The following is a 16,161-nucleotide window of genomic DNA, read 5'->3' as shown; positions in this document are numbered from 1 at the left end:
TCTTTGCTTGATCTTATGAGTCTTTTGCGGGACGGAAAGTTGTCGTACCCGTGTGGTTGACTTGGGCTCGTGGAGCTGCCTGTCCTGCCGCCAGTTGAGCCGATGCTCGCGAAGAGTATTCCCAGCCTGCCCAGCGCGCCCGGGATGAGTTACGAGCCGAAGTGGGACGGGTTCCGCTGCATCGTCTTCCGCGACGGCGACGAGGTCGAGCTGGCCAGCCGCGGCGGGAAGACGCTGACCCGGTACTTCCCGGAGGTCGTGGAGCAGGTCCGCGCCCAGCTGCCGGCGCGCTGCGTGGTCGACGGCGAGATCATCGTCATCCGCCGCGACACGGGCGAGCCCAAGCTCGACTTCGAGCTGCTCGGCCAGCGCATCCACCCGGCCGCCTCCCGGGTGAAGCTGCTCGCCGAGCAGACCCCGGCCTCGTTCGTCGCCTTCGACCTGCTCGCCCTGGGTGATGAGTCGCTGGTCGAGCAGGGCTATTCGACGCGCCGGGCCCGCCTCGCCGAGGCCCTGGGCGGCGTCGAGCCCCCCATGCACGTCACGCCCGTGACCACCGACATCGCCGTCGCGCAGGACTGGTTCGAGCGCTTCGAGGGCGCCGGCCTCGACGGGGTGATCGCCAAGCCCGCCGACGGGGCGTACGAGCCGGGCAAGCGCACCATGTTCAAGATCAAGCACTCCCGCACCGCCGACGCGGTCGTGGCCGGGTTCCGCTGGCACAAGGACGGCCCGATCGTCGGCTCGCTGCTGCTCGGGCTCTACGACGAGGAGGGCCGCCTGCACCACGTCGGGGTGGCCGCCTCCTTCACCCGCGAGCGGCGGGCGGAGCTGGTGGAGGAGCTGGCGCAGTACCGCGAGAACGTCGTCGATCACCCGTGGAACTGGGCCGGCCTGGCTCCGGGCAGCGCCGCCGACAGCCTCGAGTCCGCTCCGGCCGAGGCGGGCACCAGGCTTCCCGGCGGGGTGAGCCGCTGGACCGGGAAGAAGGACCTGTCGTTCGTACCGCTCCGCCCCGAGCTGGTGGTCGAGGTCGGCTACGACGCCATGGAGGGCGACCGGTTCCGGCACACCGCCCAGTTCAAGCGCTGGCGCCCGGACCGCGACCCGCACTCGTGCACGTACGAGCAGCTGGACCGCCCGATCCGCTTCGACGTCGAGTCCGTCCTGGCGGGCCGCCCGTGAGCCGCTTGTTTTCGGGCCGCTCGGTTCCCGGTCGTGCCGTTCTTGGTCGCCGCGGGAAGGTGACGACCGCGCTTCTGCTGGTCGTCGCGCTCGCCGCCGGGTGCACGTCCGGCTCGCAGTTCACCACGCCGACGTCGGGCCGGCCGCTGGGCAAGCCCTCGACCGCGCCGTCCGGTGCGGGCGGCGCGGCGAACAAGTCGGGCGGCCTGGACATCCCGGCCGCGGACTGGCAGCCGTGCCCCGACGCCTACAAGGGCGTGTTCCCCACCCCGCCGCAGAACGTCCAGTTCACCTGCGCCACCGTGAAGGTCCCGAAGGACTGGAACAACCCGAAGGACTCGGGCACGTACGACATCGCCATGGTCCGCGGCCGCTCCTCCTCCCAGCGCGACCGGGTCGGCTCCCTGTTCATCAACCCCGGCGGCCCGGGCGGCTCGGGCTTCGACTACGGGGTGTACCGCTCGGTGTACCTCCCCGCGGAGATCGTCCGCCGCTTCGACATCATCGGCTTCGACCCGCGCGGCGTGGGCCGCTCCTCCCCGGTGAAGTGCTTCGCGGACGCCGACCTGGACCAGAACTTCGGCATCGACCCCGACCCCACGTCCGACGAGGGCTTCCAGACCTTCGTCACCGTGACCCGCCGGATGGCCCAGAGCTGCGGCGACAAGTACGGCGACCAGCTCCCCCTGTTCTCGACCGAGCAGACCGCCCGCGACCTGGACGCCCTGCGCGCCTCGGTGGGCGAGCCCCAGCTCACGTACCTGGGCTACAGCTACGGCACCCTGCTGGGCGCGGTGTACGCCCAGCTGTTCCCCAAGAACGTCCGAGCCCTGGTCCTGGACGGCGCGGTCGACCCGACCCAGTCCATGCAGGTCTCGGCCGAGAAGCAGGCGGCGGGCTTCGAGCTGGCCTTCACCAACTTCAGCAAGTGGTGCCAGAGCAACGCGTCCTCCTGCCCCATCGGCCCGGACGCACGAGCGGTGGTCATGAAGGCCATCGCCGACGCGAGAACCAACCCGGTGACCGGCGCAGGCGGCCGCAAGGCCACGTCAGGCTGGGTCTTCACAGCGGTCGTCTCGTCCTTGTACAGCGAGTCCTCCTGGCGCCTGCTCGCCCAGGCCATGGAGGACCTGCGCAACGGCAAGCCGACCAAGATGTTCCAGCTCGCCGACGCCTACGCCGAACGCGACCAGAACGGCCACTATTCGAACATGTTCGACGCCAACTCGGCCGTGAACTGCGCCGACTCGGACGACACCCCGACCATCGAGCAGGACCGCACCCTGCAGGGCCAATGGCGCCAGAAGTACCCGCTGTTCGGCGGCCCGCTGGCGCTGAACCTGATCTGCGCCCAATGGCCGGGCAAGCGCGACCCGTACCCGACCGGCCCGGCCACGGGCTCGGCCCCGATCGTGGTCATCGGCACGGTAGGCGACCCGGCAACGCCGTACGAGCAGGCTCCGGCGCTGGCCAAAATGCTGGGCGTCGGCACCTTGGTCACCTGGAAGGGCGAGGGCCACACGGCCTACCCCCAGACGGGCTGCATCATCGACGCCGTGAACCGCTACTTCATCGACCTGAAGGTCCCCGCTGCCGGGACGACCTGCGAAAAGTAGCTTTGCTCTTTGGCTTTGCCGCCCCGCCCTCCCTACGGAAGGCGGGGCGGTTCGCGTGCTGCCCTTTGCCCTCCGCCGGCGTGGGGGTTTTGTCACGAAAAGTCGGGCGCTGCCGCGCCGCGACTTTTCGGATTTATACCCCGACGGGCGACAAGTATGGTTTGCCGGAAACAGCGGACCAGACGGCCTCAAATCGCCGCTTGTGCTGGGGAGGACGAAGCGCGGTGGGTCAGGAGTCCTGCTTGCGGGCCCGGCTCGGTTGGACGCGCATGGGCTCGCCCTCCATCTTCGGGTACTCCGGCGGGTAGGGCATGTCGCCCTCGCCGTGCTCCGCGTCCCGGGCCGACCAGGCGAGCAGCTCCGAGATGTCGTGCGCCACCTCGTCGATCCCGGCGTGCGGGTCACCGATCTCGGCGATGCGCGCCGGCACCGTACGCAGGTCGAAGTCGTCCGGCTCGACCGACCCGACCTCGTCCCACCGCAGCGGCGTCGAGGCGGTGGCGCGGGGGTTGGCGCGCAGGGAGTACGCACAGGCGATCGTCCGGTCGCGCGCCATCTGGTTGAAGTCGATGAACACCCGCTCCCCCCGCTCCTCCTTCCACCACTTGGTGGTAGCCAGCTCCGGCGCGCGCCGCTCGACCTCGCGGGCCAGGGCGATCACCGCCCGGCGAGCCTCGACGAAGGTCCACTGCGGCTTGATGCGGACGTACACGTGCAGGCCCCGCCCCCCGGAGGTCTTCGGCCAGCCGATGAACCCGAGCTCGTCGAGCACCCCCTTCAGCACCAGGGCGACCTTGGCCGCGTCGGCGAAGTCGGTGCCGGGCTGCGGATCGAGGTCGATGCGCAGCTCGTCCGGCTGATCGACGTGCCCCTTCCGCACCGGCCAGGGGTGAAACACGATCGTCCCCATCTGCGCCGCCCACGCGACGTGCGCGAGATCGGCGGGGCAGAGCTCGTCGGCCTTGCGCCCGCTGGGAAAGGCGATCTGCGCCGTTTCAATCCACGTCGGTACCCCACGCGTGGGCACCCTCTTCTGAAAGAACGCCTCCCCGCCGATCCCCTCGGGGAACCGCTGCAACGTAGTAGGCCGACTCCCCAGCGCCCGCATGATCCCGTCCCCGACGGCGAGGTAGTACTCGAAGACGTCCTGCTTCGTGAACCCCCGCTCCGGAAAGACCACCCGCTCGGGACTCGAGAGCCGAACGGCCCGCCCCGCGACCTCAACCTCCAGCGCACCGGCCATGCCAAGGACCTTACTGCCGTACCCCACCCCTGCGCGCCCAATCAACACCGCGAATCCCACACCCCGCGCCCACCCACCGCCGCCGCTCACCCGCACCGCGCCTGGAGCCAACAACGAGGCGCAGCAGGAAACACGGCCCGCCGCGCCGACGACGAGGGCGCGACAGAAATCGCGGCGGCCGACTTTGCAGGGGCTGACGACGAGGGCGCGGCAGGCACCATGGCCCGCCGCGCCCTCGAAGGTGGTGTTCGTCAGCGCATCCGGCGCGAGGGCTGCGGGCGTGGCCGAGGAGCGTCGAAGTCGTCGTCGAGGGCGCGGCGACGGTTGCGCGGACCAGGGACGCGGGTGGCGCCCGGCTCCTCCTCGGGATCGCGCCCGAGGCGGGTCAGGTACAGCACGCCGGCCCCGCCGATGATGAAGGCGAACCCGATCGTGGTCATCATCGACGACGAGGGTCCGGTGACCGGAAGCTCGCCGACCGCGGCCGCGCCGGCGGGGGTGCCGGTCACGTCGCCGGCGCCGCCGCCCGCGACGCTGCCGGAGCCGGGGCTGACCCCGGTGCCGGTGCCAGTGCCGGTGCCGCCGCCGGTGGTCGGGCCGCCGTTGCTCTGGCCGGCGCCGCCGGGTCCGCCGTTACCGCTCGTAGTGGGACCGCCGTTGCCCTGCCCGGCGCCGCCGCCGGGAGTGGTCGGGCTCTGGCCGCCGCCGGGGGTGTCGGTGCCGGCGCCCTGGCCGTGGCCGCCGCCTCCGGTGTTGGTGCCGCCGGGGCCACCGCCGTACCCGCTGCCGCCGTTGGCGTTGCCGTTTCCGCCGCCGCCGTTTCCGTGACCGTGGCCGCCGTGACCGTGGTCGTTGCCCCAGCCACCGTTGCCCTGTCCGGCGCCGTTGCCCCAGCCGCCGTTGCCCGAACCGCCATGGTGTCCGTGGCCGGAACCGCCGTTGCCGTGGCCTGAGCCGTAGCCGTTGTCCGAACCGCCGTTACCAGCGCCGTTGCCCCAGCCGCCGTTGCCCCAGCCGCCGTTGCTCCAGCCGCCGTTGCCCGAACCGCCGTTGCTCCAGCCGCCGTTGCCCGAACCGCCATGGTGTCCGTGGCCCGCACCGCCGTTGCCGTGGCCGGAACCGCCGTTGTCGTGGCCTGAGCCGTAGCCGTTGTCCGAGCCGCCGTTGCCAGCGCCGTTGCCCCAGCCGCCGTTTGTGGAGCCGTGGGTCGGGGTGTTGCCGTTCCAGCCCCGGGAGTGGGCCGAACCGCCATAGCCCGCGGCGTTGTCGGCCGCCGCGGCGCCGTAGCCAGGAGCGTTGTCCGCGCCCGCGTCGCCATAGCCCGCCGCATTGTCGGCCGCCGCGGCGCCGTAGCCAGGAGCGTTGTCCGCGCCCGCGTCGCCATAGCCCGCCGCATTGTCGGCCGCCGCGGCGCCGTAGCCGGGAGCGCTGTCCGCGCCCGCGTCGCCGTAGCCCGGGGCGTTGTCCGCCGCTGCGTCGCCGTAGCCAGGGGCGTTGTTGGCCGCCGCCGCATTGCCGTACGACGAGGTGGCGGCGCCGTGCCAGGCCGTGTTCGTCGTGGTCGGGGTGTCGCTCGGGGTGTGGGCCACAGAGGTCTCCGTGGTCAGCAGTTCCAGGGCCCCCGTCGCGGCGTCCGTGAAGCGCAGGTCCTGAGCCTCGGCGGCGTGGGCGGCGGTCGCCAGCGGTGTCACGCCCGCGGCGCCCACTGCGCCCAGTGCGACAGCCTTGTACAGCAGCCTCATCGTCGTCCCAACCCCCAGGTGAAAAACGGCAAAAGTCCGAATCGTGGCTTTCGCGAGGGGCAACGAGCCGGACAGGACGAACGATTCGGGCATCTCGTCACAAACAGCCGCAGACAGCGCAAGGCAAAATAAACGTCACGGGTGGGGGAACGGTGTTCGTAGGCCGTAATGGTCGTACCGCGGAGCTGGGCCTACCGTTGAGGCATGACTGAGCCACTCGTCACCCTGCCCACGAGCGACGCCGAGTGGCGGGCGCGGCTTTCCCCGGACGAGTTCCGGGTGCTGCGGCTCGCCGGAACCGAGGCGGCATTCAGCGGGGAGTACGTGAACACCAAGACCGAAGGTACCTACCACTGTCGCGCCTGCGGGGCCCAGCTGTTCGACAGTGACACCAAGTTCGACTCGCACTGTGGCTGGCCGAGCTTCGACGACGCGATCCCCGGCACCGTGCGGGAGATCGAGGACCGCAGCCACGGCATGGTGCGGACCGAGATTCGCTGCGCGCGCTGCGACTCGCACCTGGGGCACGTGTTCCGGGGCGAGCGGATGACCGCCAAGAACACGCGCCACTGCGTGAACTCGCTGTCGATCAAGCTGGAGCCGAAGACCGACTGAGGCGCATCGGCACGTGCTCGATGCCGTCGTCGTCAAAAGCGGGCCCGTCGACCACGAAGCCATAGCGCTCGTACAACCCCGTGGCGACGGTCTGGGCGTCCAGGACCACGTCAGCGGAAGCACCGACAGAGGACAACGCCGAGCTCAGCAGCGAACCCGCCAGGCCGCGGCCCCGGGCGGAGGGAGCCGTGACGACGCGGCCGATCCTGAAACCAGCACCATCCGTCAGCACCCGTAGATATGCCGCGACCGAGCCGTCCGGGGCGTCCAGCCACAAGTGCAGCGTCCCCGGCTCGGTGTCGCGCCCGTCCAGCTCCGGGTACGGGCAATGCTGCTCCACCACGAACACGTCGCACCGCAGCTTCAGGATGCGGTACAGGTCAGCCGCCGACAACGAGGCGAAGTCCGAGATCCTCACGAGAACGAACCTAGCGCCTCGGCCGCCTTGCGCGCCGCGATGAGGACCGGGTCCCAGACCGGCGCGAACGGCGGGGCGTAGGACAGGTCGAGCGACGTCATCTCCTCCACCGTCATCCCGTGCCACAGCGCCACGGCGAGGGCGTCGATGCGCTTGGCCGCGCCCTCCTCCCCCACGATCTGCGCGCCGAGCAACCGGCCCGTCGTACGCTCGGCGATGATCTTGGTTTTGATCTTGCGGGCGCCCGGGAAGTAGCCGGCGCGGGTCGTGGACTCCGTCACCACGCTGTAGGGCCGGAACCCCGCGGCCTCGGCCTCGGCCGTCGACAGTCCGGTGCGGGCGACCTCGGTGTCGCAGAGTTTCGACACGGCGGTACCGACGACGCCTGGGAACGTGGCGTAACCCCCGCCGATGTTGATGCCCACCGCGCGGCCCTGCTTGTTGGCGTGCGTCCCCAGTGCGATGGCGACCGGCCGCTGCGACACGAGGTGGAACGTCTCCACGCAGTCCCCGGCCGCCCAGACCCCGTCCCGCGAGGTGCGCATCCGGCGGTCGGTGCGGATGCCGCCGGTCTCGCCGATCGCGATGCCCGCGGCCTTGGCCAGGTCGCTGTTCGGCCGCGTACCGAGCCCCAGAATCACGATGTCCGCCGGAATCTCGCCGCCCGTGGTGTGCACCGCCGTGACCCGCCCCGCGTGCGAGGCGAAGCCCTCCAGCCGCTCGCCGAGCCGCAGCGTCACCCCCTCGCGCCGCAAGGCGTCCGCGATCAGCCCGGCCATGTCGGGGTCGAGGGTGCGCATCGGCTGGTCGGCCGCGTCGACGAGGGTCACGTCGAGCCCGTGCCGGATCATCGCCTCGGCCATCTCCAGCCCGATGTACCCGCCGCCGACCACCACGGCCCGCTTGGGCGCGTGCCGGTCGAGGTACCCGAGCAGGCGAATCCCGTCCTCGAGCGTCTGCACCCCGTGGATGCCGACCGACAGCGCCCCCGGCACGTTGGGCCGCGCCGGCACACCCCCGGTGGCGATCACGAGCTGGTCGAAGGGCTCCCGATACTCACCGTCCGGAGACCGGACGGTAACGAAGCCGTCCGAGATGCCAACAACCTCTGAAGATAGGCGCACATCAATATCTAACGCGACGAACTGCGCAGGATGGCGCGCCACCAGATGATCCGGATCGGTGACGTCCCCGGCCACCAGGTAGGGAATGCCACACGCGGAGTAGGACACGTGCTGCCCACGTTCGAAGGCCACAATCGACAGATCAGACGAGGCACGCCGCTTCCGCGCCTGGGAAGCGGCACTCATCCCAGCCGCGTCCCCGCCGATCACCACCAGCCGCTCGGTCATGGGACTCACAATACGAAGGCGTCCGTCCACAGCTGCCGCGAACGACCCGACAGCGCCTCCAGCAGCCCCGCCGCCTGCCCGTCGGTCAGCGCCGCCACGAAGTCGACGATCGCCCGCCCCCGCGCCATCGCCACCACGTCGAGGCGCTCCAGGCCGTAGTCCGACGGCTCCAGCTCCGCCGTCTCGTTCTCGGCCAGCTCCACCAGGTCGTGCAGCCGCCGCGGCAGCCGCGCCTCCTCGCCCGGGTCGGTCAGCCACGCGTGCAGCGCCTCCACCAGCCCGGCCAGCAGCCGCGCCTGGCCCCGCTGGTGCAGGGCCAGGTCGGGCCGCTCCAGCACGAACCGGTGGTGGATGAACTTCAGCACCTGCACCTCGTGCCACTGCGCGGACGCGAGCAGCACGTGCCCGGAGCGCACCGGCGGGTCCGGCCGCACGTACACCGCGTCGATGAGCCGCCGCGTCCAGCGCGCCGAGAACCGGGCCACCGCCTGCTCGGCCTCGATCGAGCCGTCGAACGGCAGCGCCAGCAGCCCGTCGGCCAGCTCGGTGCGCACGTGCGCGACCGCCGCCGCGAACGCGTCGTCGTCGCACATCCAGTCGTCCTTGGCGTGCAGCTGGCGGCGCAGCGCCTCGACCGAGCGGCCCGGCCGGCGCCCGGCCGCGCGCAGCTGCGTGTCGCCCAGGACCCGCAGCGCGTCGGCGTCGCGCAGCCAGGCCACCAGCTCGGCCGCGACCGCGCCCTGCTGCAGCACCCCGACGCGGTGGAAGTCCTCCAGGTCGTGGATGGCGTAGGCGATGTCGTCGGCGGTGTCCATCACGGACGCCTCCGCGGTCTGCTGCCAGTCGGCGAGCCGGCCGGCGAACGGGGCGCGGGCCTGGCGGACGTCGGCGAGCTCGGTGACGTACGCCCCGAACTTGCTCGACCCCACCGCCGGATCGCCGCCGGCGCCGCGGGGCGTCGGGCTCATATGCATCGGGTGCGGGTTCGGGTACGTCCGCCGGGTCCACGGGTATTTCAGCAGCGCCGCCCGCACCGCCGCGGTGAGGTCGAGCCCGATGGTGGTGCCGCGGACCAGGGTGCTGGTGACGATCCGGTACGACTGGGCATTGCCCTCGAACCCGTCCGGCAGCCCGAGCCGCTCCCGCGCGAGCCGGTCCAGCACCGCCTCGCCCAGGTGCCCGAACGGCGGATGGCCGAGGTCGTGGGCGAGCGCCGCCGCCTCGACGACGTCGGCGTCGCACCCCCCGAGCTTCTCCAGCAGCGGGTCGTCGCCGAGCTGCTCGACGATGCCGCGCGCGACCGAGGCCACCTTCAGGCTGTGCGTGAGCCGGTTGTGCACCAGCAGGCCCGAGCCGCCCGGGCTGATGACCTGCGTGACCCCGGCCAGGCGCGCGAAGAACGGCGAGGCCACGATCCGGTCGCGGTCGGCCCGGTAGGGACTGGCGGCGATGTCGCCCGGCGAACCGCCGAACATCCGCTGTGCGCGCAGGTCTTCCATAGGACAGTTCTACCAACCCGGCAACCCGGCCAGGACGGACCCGCCTCCGTATCCGGGCAAATGCGCGCTCGTTAGGTCTGCGTGACGTTGGCGGTCGAACAGCCGGAGGTGCGGGCCGTCGCCCCGAGTCCGGCCCGGGGACTGCCGCCGGCCTGGGCGCCCCCGGCCGCGCTCGCGGTCCTGACCACCGCCGCCCTCGCCTACTACCGCGTGCCGGTCCCGACCACCGCCACGTTCGCGGCGTACGTCGCGCTCGGCATCGTCCTGCCCGGCACCCTCATCTGGCGCGCCGTCCGCGGCCGCTCCGGCTGGCTGGTCGAGGACCTCGCCGCCGGGCTGACGGTGGGCTACGCGGGCGAGGTGCTCGCCTACATCGCCTGCCGCGCGCTCGGCGTGCCCGCCGCCACCGTGGCCTGGGCCGCCGGCACCGTCGCGGTCTTCCTCGCCGTCCCCCGCCTGCGCCGGCACTGGCGCGGCGGCGGCGAGCCGGCGGACCGTACCCCGCGCTGGTGGTCGCTCGGCATGACCGCCGTCGGGGCCGTCGTCGTCGGCTGGAGCTGCCTGCGCTTCTACCGCGTCCACGACCTCGTCGAGCCCGGCATGCTCGGCCCCGACCCGGACTCGCCGTTCCACCTGGCGCTGCTCGGCGAGGCCAAGCACCACGTGCCGCTGATGTCCCCGTGGGTCGCCGACCAGCCGGTGCTGTACCACTGGTTCGTCTACGCCGAGATGGCCGCCACCTCGTGGACGACGGGGATCGAGCCGCACACCCTGCTCGTGCGCCTCGCCCCGCTGCCGATGCTGCTGGGCTTCCTCACCCTCGTCGGCGTGCTCGGCCGGCGGCTCACCGGCACCTGGTGGGCCGGCCTCGCCGCTCCCGTGCTGACGCTGTTCGTCCTGGCCCCCTCCCCGTACCGGTGGCCGCTGAGCCAGTGGTTCGCCGACTACAACACCAACCCGTACGAGGACGGCTCCTCGCTGCGCGTCCAGCTCTGGACCAGCCCGACCCAGACGTTCGGCGCCTGCCTCGTCGCCGGGCTGGTCCTGGTCGTGGCGGCGGCGATGACCGAGGGCGGCCGGGCCCGCTGGGCGCTGGCGGCGCTGCTGACCGCGGCCGTGACCGGGGCCAAGGCGACGTACGCCCCGATGCTGCTGGCCGGCCTGCTGCTCGTCGTGGCCGCGCGCCTGGTGACCCGCCGCCGCGTCCCCGCCGGGCTGCTCTTCGGCTGCGGGCTGGCCGTCGCCGCCGTGCTGTTCGCGCAGTTCGTGCTGTTCGGCGGCGCCTCGCAGGGCATGAGCGTCGACCCGCTGCACTTCACCGAGGTCTCCGGCGCGGCGTACACGACGAGGTTCCAGTCCCCGCAGTCCCCCCAGCTGTGGCGGGCGGTGTTCACCGCGCTCGTCACGCTCGCCTGCTGGGCCTGCATCTGGCCCGGGCTGCTCGGCCTGGCCCGGCTGGTCCGGCACCGCCGCCCCGACGTCCGCGTCGCGGTGGAGCCGGCGATCCTCTGCCTCGGCATCGGCCTGTCCGGCGTCGCCGCGCTGGCGGTCCTCGGCAACCAGGACGGCGCCGAGGACTGGTTCATGGTCTCCGCGCGCCCCTACCTCTCGCTGGCCGCGGTCGCCGGCCTCGCCCTGATCGCGCCGCGCCGCATCACCTGGGCCGCCGGGGCCGCGCTGGGCGCCGGCGGGCTCGTCCTGCTCGGCGTCCGCGCGCTGACCCCGGCCACCGTCCCCCGCCTGACCGGCCTGGGCGGTCCCCGGGCCGCGTGGCAGCTGGCCTGGCCCTACCTGCTGGCGTTCGGTCTGCTGGCCGTCGTGTTCCTCGTCGTGTACCGCCTGAGCCGCGCCGACAGGCGCACGCTCGCCTGTGCGCTGCTCGCGGGCGCGGGCCTGGCGACCAGCGCCGTGCACCTCGCCGCGGCGGTGCGGCAGGCCGACGCCACCGGCTACCGCGAGGTCGCGCGGCCGCCCGCGCTGTTCGCCCCCGGCACCGCGCAGGCCGGCCGCTGGCTGCGGGACCACTCCTCCCCCGCGGACCTGGTCGCGACCAACGCCCACTGCCTGCCGTTCAACCAGAACCTCGGCTGCGACAACCGGCACTTCGCCTTCGCCGCGTTCACCGAGCGCCGGTTCCTGGTCGAGAGCTGGGGCTTCACCGACCGCAACCACACCGACGCGAACCGGCTGGGGGTCAACCCGATCGTCGCGCCGTACTGGGACCCGGCCCGGCTCGCCGCCAACGACGCGGCGTTCGCCCGCCCGTCGGCGGCGACCGTGGGCCGGCTGCGCGACGAGTACCACGTCCGCTGGCTGTTCGTGGCCGAGTCCACCGGCGAGCCCGGGCCCGACCTGGCCCGGTTCGCGACCTTGCGCTACCGCGCGGGGCAGATCGCCGTCTACGAAATCGAGCGCTGAGGGCCATGACCGACACCGTGACCGACACCCCCATGTCCTCGCCCGCCGCGGCCGCGCGGCAGGCCCGCCTCGCGGAGGTGCTCGCCTGCCCGGCCTGCCGTGCCCCGCTGCGCGGCACCGTCGCCTGCGCGGTGTGCGGGCAGGCCGGCGAGCGGCGCGGGCCGCAGCTGCGCTTCGGCGGCTTCGGGGACGAGGAGCTCAAGGCCGACGCGCTGAACCGGATCAAGGAGCTGGTGAAGACCCGCTTCCACCGGCTCTACCCGACCGCGATCAAGGTGCTCTCCCCGGTGCACGACCGGCCGGGCCTGATCAGCGGCTTCCTGCGCGGCTTCGACCTCGACCGGGACCTGGTGGCCGACTTCGGCTGCGGCACGCACCGGCGCGACGAGCGGATCATCTGCATGGACGGCGGCTCGTACGGCAACGTCGACATCGTCACCGACCTGCGCCGCCTGCCCCTGGCCGACGGCAGCCTGGCCGGCGGCGTGAGCATCGCGGTCCTCGAGCACGTGCCGGATCCGGATGCCCATATTGCCGAAATGCACCGCGTGCTGCGCCCCGGTGGCCGGATGCTGGTCTTCGTGCCGTTCATGCAGCCCTTCCACGCCTCGCCGTACGACTTCCAGCGCTACACGGAGGTCGGCCTGCGCGAGCAGTTCGGCCGGTTCGAGGTCCTCGGCGTCAAGGTCGGCGCCGGGCCCACGTCCGGCATGGTCTGGGTGCTGCAGGAGTGGCTCGCCATGGTGCTCTCCTTCGGCAGCCGCCGCCTCTACCGCGCGGTGCTCCCGCTCACCTGGCTGCTGTCCCCGTTGAAGCTGCTCGACCTGCTGCTCGTGCACCACCCGATGGCGGCCCAGGTGGCCAGCGGGTTCGCGATCGAGATCCGCAAGGCGGCGTGACCCCCTCAGAAAGCGACGCGATGGTTCTCACTCAACGGGCGGAGCACGACGACGTCCGGATTGCGCTCGACGCCCCGGACCGGCGGCCGCGCGGGCGGTTCTGGCGCTCGCCGTGGCTCCCGGCGGCGGTGGTCCTGGTCGCGAGCGTCGCCGTGCTGCGCTGCTACGACGTGTCGCTGGGCAAGTCCGCCATCTTCGCGGCCTACATCGCGCTCGGCATCACGCTGCCCGGCACGCTGCTCTGGCGGCTGGTGCACCGCGGGTCCCGGTCCGTCCCGGAGGACCTCGCGGCGGGCACGGCGATCGGCTACGCGGTCGAGGTGCTCACCTACATCCCGGCCCGGGCGCTCGGCCTGCCGCTGGCCACCCAGCTGGTACCGCTGGCGGTCATCGCCACCTTCGCCGCCGTACCGGGGCTGCGGCGGTTCTGGCGCGGACCCGGCCCGGACGGGCGCGCCCCGCTGGCCTTCGCGTGGACCATGGCCGTCGTCGCGCTGCTGCTGCTCGGCTGGTCCACCAAGTACTTCCGGCTCATCGGCCGGACCTGGCCCAGCTACGGCCGCACCGACATCGACCTGCCGTTCCACCTCGCGCTCACCGGCGAGTTCAAGCACCACATGGACTTCGTCACGCCGTGGGTGATCAGCGAGCCGGTCTACTACCACTGGTTCGTCTACGCCGAGATGGCCTCGACCAGCTGGGCCACCGGCATCGAGCCGTGGGTGCTCATCACCCGGCTCACGCTGCTGCCGATGATCGTCGCCTACGCGGTGCTGGTGGCCGCGTTCGGCAGGCGGCTGATCGGCTCCTGGTGGGGCGGCGCGCTGACCGCGATCGCCGCGTTCTTCGTGCTCGCCCCGGACCCGTACGGCTGGCCGCTGCGCTCGTTCTACCGCGCGTACGCGTTCAACGTGGTCGACGACGGCTCCAACCTGCGGCTGTACCTGTGGACCAGCCCGACCCAGACGTTCGGCAGCCTGCTGTTCGTGCCGCTGATGCTCGTCCTGCTGGACCTGCTGCGCGGGCACGGCTCCGACCGGCGCCGCTGGGCGCTGTTCGCGCTGCTGCCGGCCGCGGTCATGGGCGCCAAGGCGACGTTCCTGCCGACCCTGTTCTGCGGGCTGCTGCTCCTGCTGGCCGTCCAGCTGGTCTTCAAGCGCCGGCTCAACCGGGTCGCCCTCAAGGCGCTCGGCGTGGTGCTGTTCTGGATGGTGTTCGCGCAGGTCGTCCTGTTCGGCGGGCAGAGCCAGGGGCTGATGGTGAGCCCGCTGCTGGCGATGCGGCGCAACGCGGCCGGCGCGACCACCGCCCTGATCTCCGACCCGCAGCCGTGGCGGCTGGTCGTGCTGCTGGCGATGACGGTCATGTGCTGGGTCATGATCTGGGGCGGCGTGGCCGGCCTGCGCCGCCGGTGGGCCGCCCCCGAGGTGCTGCTGCTGGCCGGGCTCGGCATCGCCGGCACCGCCGCGCTGGTCATCGGCGGCCAGGTCGGCGGCTCCGAGACGTACTTCCTGATGGGCGCCCGGCCGTACGTGGCCGCCGCGGCCACCTGGGGCCTGGTCCTGCTGCTGCCCCGGCTCACCCGGCGCGGCCTCCGTCCGCTGGTGGCCGCCGTCGTCGCGGGGATGGCCGTGGTCGGCCTGCTGCGGCTGGTCGACACGGGCCGGGTGCCGGTGCACACCCGGCACTACAACGCGATCCTGGTGACCGTCCAGCTCATCTATCCGTACGCGATCCTGGCCGCCGTCGCGCTGGCGGCCGGGTTCGCGCTGCGGCGGCGGTACCGGATGGCCCGGGGCATGTCCGCCGCCCTCGTCGTCGCGCTGATGCTCGGCTTCTCCGTGCCGACCGCCTTCCGCCAGTTCACCTACGCGGTGACCGACGGGGCCCAGCACGGCTGGAAGGAGCGCGGCGAGCTGTGGCCGGTCGTCACCGAGGGCACCCGCGAGGCCGGGCGCTGGCTGCGCGGGCACTCCTCACCCGACGACCTGATCGCCACCAACGCGCACTGCGTGTACGTGGCCGGCGGCGGGGTCTGCGACCGCCGGCACCTGGGCATCGCGGGCTACACCGAGCGCCGGGTGCTGGTCGAGTCCTGGGCCTACACGGCCGAGGCGCACAACCAGGAGCTGGTGCAGGGGGTGCCGCAGGAGAACACGATGTACTGGAGGCCGCCGGTGCTCATCGACAACGACGCGGCGTTCACCACCCCGTCGGCGGCGACGATCGGCCGGCTGCGCGACCACTACCACGTCCGCTGGCTGTGGACCGAGGACGTCTACAACTGGAGCTGGAACGACCCGCCCAGCGGCGGCGAGGTGCCGGTCTCCGAGGACCTCCGGCACTTCGCGAAGCTGCGGTACAAGTTCGGGCACGTGGCGATCTACGAAATCGACTGAGAGCTACGACTGACGGGAGCGCATCAGCGCCTCCAGGCCGTCGAGCAGGCGCTCGATGCCGAAGTCGAAGTCGTCGTCGGGCCGGGTGTTGGAGGTCTCCAGCACCCGGGACGCGATCAGCTCGCCGACCGCCGGGAAGCGGACCGGGTCGGCGAGCAGGACGAGCAGCCGCCCGTACTCGAACATCGCCTGCTCCGTCGTCCCGCCCGCGGCCTGCGCGGCGGCGTCGATGTCGGACGTGAGCAGCGCCCAGTTCCGGGCCATGCCGCTGACCATCATGATCGTGGAGAGCCGCTCGTCGTGGCGCAGCGGGGTGCCGCGCATGACCGACAGGCCGTGGTTCATCCAGCCGATCTGGTTCGGGGTGATCGGCGGGGAGTTGATCGGCACCCGCACCACCCACGACTGGCGGCGCAGCAGCCCGAGGTAGGCGTCGGCGAACCCGCGCAGCCCCTCCCGCCAGCCCAGGCCCGGGTCCGGCTCGGGCGGCGCGCCGATGGCCACGTCGACCATCAGGTCGAGCAGCTCGTTCTTGGCCGACACGTAGCGGTACAGCGACATCGTGGCCGCGCCCAGCTCGCTCGCGACGCGCGCCATCGACACCGCGCCCAGCCCCTCGGTCGCGGCGACCTTCACGCCGGCGGCCACGATCCGGTCCAGCGTCAGCCCCGGCCTGGGGCCCTTCCCCGGGCGCTCGCGCAGCCCCCACGCGGCCGCGAGGGACTTCGGAATGCCGTTTTCGTCTGCGCTCATTGACTCCGGATTCTACTTCTGC

The 16,161-nt window shown here is 72.4% G+C and carries 12 protein-coding genes; 6 read left to right on the top strand and 6 right to left on the bottom strand.

Translation table 11 applies throughout. The features are described from left to right. The first annotated feature begins 69 nt into the window (after positions 1 to 69). Both ACQPZ4_RS08715 and ACQPZ4_RS08710 read left to right on the top strand, forming a co-directional pair. The gene (locus ACQPZ4_RS08715; RefSeq protein WP_433057727.1) at positions 70 to 1,185 is read left to right on the top strand and encodes an ATP-dependent DNA ligase; all 1,116 of its coding nucleotides are present in this window, start codon (positions 70 to 72) and stop codon (positions 1,183 to 1,185) included. 59 nt (positions 1,186 to 1,244) lie between these two features. Then, positions 1,245 to 2,801: an alpha/beta hydrolase gene (locus ACQPZ4_RS08710; RefSeq protein WP_433057725.1), complete on the top strand. Its 1,557-nt coding sequence runs from the start codon at positions 1,245 to 1,247 to the stop codon at positions 2,799 to 2,801. A 229-nt stretch (positions 2,802 to 3,030) separates the two neighbouring features. Here the strand turns inward: ACQPZ4_RS08710 and ligD are convergent, their stop codons facing one another. Beyond that, positions 3,031 to 4,044 carry a non-homologous end-joining DNA ligase gene (gene ligD, locus ACQPZ4_RS08705; protein ID WP_433057723.1) on the bottom strand — a complete coding sequence of 338 codons (1,014 nt, stop codon included), beginning with the start codon at positions 4,042 to 4,044 and terminating at the stop codon, positions 3,031 to 3,033. A 251-nt stretch (positions 4,045 to 4,295) separates the two neighbouring features. Beyond that, positions 4,296 to 5,786: a hypothetical protein gene (locus tag ACQPZ4_RS08700; RefSeq protein WP_433057721.1), complete on the bottom strand. Its 1,491-nt coding sequence runs from the start codon at positions 5,784 to 5,786 to the stop codon at positions 4,296 to 4,298. Positions 5,787 to 5,990: 204 nt separating this feature from the next. On the opposite strand from ACQPZ4_RS08700, the gene msrB reads away from it, so the two are divergent. Further along, positions 5,991 to 6,401 (top strand): peptide-methionine (R)-S-oxide reductase MsrB, encoded by a 411-nt coding sequence (msrB, locus tag ACQPZ4_RS08695; RefSeq protein WP_433057719.1) that lies wholly within the window; start codon positions 5,991 to 5,993, stop codon positions 6,399 to 6,401. Here the strand turns inward: msrB and ACQPZ4_RS08690 are convergent. From ACQPZ4_RS08690 to ACQPZ4_RS08680, 3 genes are read right to left on the bottom strand one after another with little or no spacing between them, the layout of a single operon-like run. Further along, the gene (locus ACQPZ4_RS08690; protein WP_433057718.1) at positions 6,376 to 6,819 is read right to left on the bottom strand and encodes a GNAT family N-acetyltransferase; all 444 of its coding nucleotides are present in this window, start codon (positions 6,817 to 6,819) and stop codon (positions 6,376 to 6,378) included. The two genes, msrB and ACQPZ4_RS08690, sit on opposite strands and share 26 nt — an antisense overlap. Continuing rightward, on the bottom strand, positions 6,816 to 8,171 hold the full coding sequence (locus ACQPZ4_RS08685) for an FAD-dependent oxidoreductase (protein WP_433057716.1): 1,356 nt from the start codon (positions 8,169 to 8,171) through the stop codon (positions 6,816 to 6,818). Before ACQPZ4_RS08685 ends, ACQPZ4_RS08690 begins: the two co-directional genes overlap by 4 nt. 5 nt (positions 8,172 to 8,176) lie before the next feature. Next, entirely contained in the window at positions 8,177 to 9,670 is a 1,494-nt protein-coding gene (locus ACQPZ4_RS08680) for a deoxyguanosinetriphosphate triphosphohydrolase family protein (RefSeq protein ID WP_433057714.1), read from the bottom strand. An 81-nt stretch (positions 9,671 to 9,751) separates the two neighbouring features. Here ACQPZ4_RS08680 and ACQPZ4_RS08675 point away from each other — a divergent pair, with 81 nt between their 5' ends. The 3 genes from ACQPZ4_RS08675 to ACQPZ4_RS08665 are packed head-to-tail and all read left to right on the top strand — an operon-like array spanning position 9,752 to position 15,386. Then, positions 9,752 to 12,088: a hypothetical protein gene (locus ACQPZ4_RS08675; protein WP_433057712.1), complete on the top strand. Its 2,337-nt coding sequence runs from the start codon at positions 9,752 to 9,754 to the stop codon at positions 12,086 to 12,088. A gap of 5 nt (positions 12,089 to 12,093) precedes the next feature. Then, positions 12,094 to 12,987 (top strand): class I SAM-dependent methyltransferase, encoded by an 894-nt coding sequence (locus ACQPZ4_RS08670; RefSeq protein ID WP_433057710.1) that lies wholly within the window; start codon positions 12,094 to 12,096, stop codon positions 12,985 to 12,987. Positions 12,988 to 13,007: 20 nt separating this feature from the next. Beyond that, positions 13,008 to 15,386: a hypothetical protein gene (locus ACQPZ4_RS08665; RefSeq protein ID WP_433057708.1), complete on the top strand. Its 2,379-nt coding sequence runs from the start codon at positions 13,008 to 13,010 to the stop codon at positions 15,384 to 15,386. A gap of 3 nt (positions 15,387 to 15,389) precedes the next feature. Here ACQPZ4_RS08665 and ACQPZ4_RS08660 read toward each other — a convergent pair whose 3' ends face one another. After that, positions 15,390 to 16,139, bottom strand: coding sequence for a TetR/AcrR family transcriptional regulator (locus ACQPZ4_RS08660; RefSeq protein ID WP_433057706.1), 750 nt, complete (start codon positions 16,137 to 16,139; stop codon positions 15,390 to 15,392). Positions 16,140 to 16,161 lie beyond the last annotated feature (22 nt).

The organism is Dactylosporangium sp. CS-033363 (assembly GCF_050942475.1).
Taxonomy (GTDB): Bacteria; Actinomycetota; Actinomycetes; order Mycobacteriales; family Micromonosporaceae; genus Dactylosporangium.
The sequence above is the reverse complement of the archived record's forward strand: the minus strand, read 5'-3'. Positions and strand labels throughout refer to the sequence as shown.